Origin of the sequence: Dietzia sp. UBA5065 (genome assembly GCA_002415925.1) — a bacterium.
GTDB lineage: Bacteria > Actinomycetota > Actinomycetes > Mycobacteriales > Mycobacteriaceae > Dietzia.
Genome location: DIAZ01000070.1, coordinates 1829 through 2440, shown reverse-complemented (window position 1 = coordinate 2440; position 612 = coordinate 1829). Strand labels below are relative to the sequence as shown.

At 74.5% G+C, this 612-nt stretch carries 1 protein-coding gene; it reads right to left on the bottom strand.

Features of this window, described 5'->3' with window-relative positions:
* On the bottom strand, nt 1-612 hold a 612-nt coding region (locus B4M60_RS05190; RefSeq protein ID WP_291080949.1), incomplete at both ends, for a TrmH family RNA methyltransferase.

The following is a 612-nucleotide window of genomic DNA, read 5'->3' as shown; positions in this document are numbered from 1 at the left end:
CGGGTCGAGCCGAACTGGGCGATCGACACTGTCCTCGCCGCCCGGAGCCGCGCGTCGTCGCTCACCCCGGGGCCCTCCTGGCCGAAGAGCAGGACGCACTCGCGCGGGAGGCGGACGGTCTCGAGCGGCTCGGCGCCGGGGAGATTGTCGACGGCGAGGACCGGCAGCCCCCGGGACTCCGCCCAGTCCATGAGTGCACTGACGTCCTCGTGGTGCCGCAGGTGCTGGTAGCGGTCGGTGACCATGGCCCCGCGCCGGTTCCAGCGGCGGCGACCCACGATGTGCACCTCGGCCGCCAGGAAGGCGTTGGCGGTGCGCACCACCGTGCCGATGTTGGCGTCGTGACCGAAGTTCTCGATGGCCACGTGGAACGGGTGCCGCCGGGTGTCGAGGTCCGCCACGATCGCCTCGCGCCGCCAGTACCGGTAGCAGTCGACCACGTTGCGGCGGTCGCCCGAGTCGAGCAGGTCGGGGTCCCAGTGTTCGCCGGTCGGGCGGGGCTCGCCCGGATGCTCGACCTCCCAGGGGCCGACGCCGACCAGGCCGTCGCCCCACTCCGTGGGTCCGGCGACGTGGTCGGGCCCGGCGACGTGGTCGGGCCCGGCGGCGGGG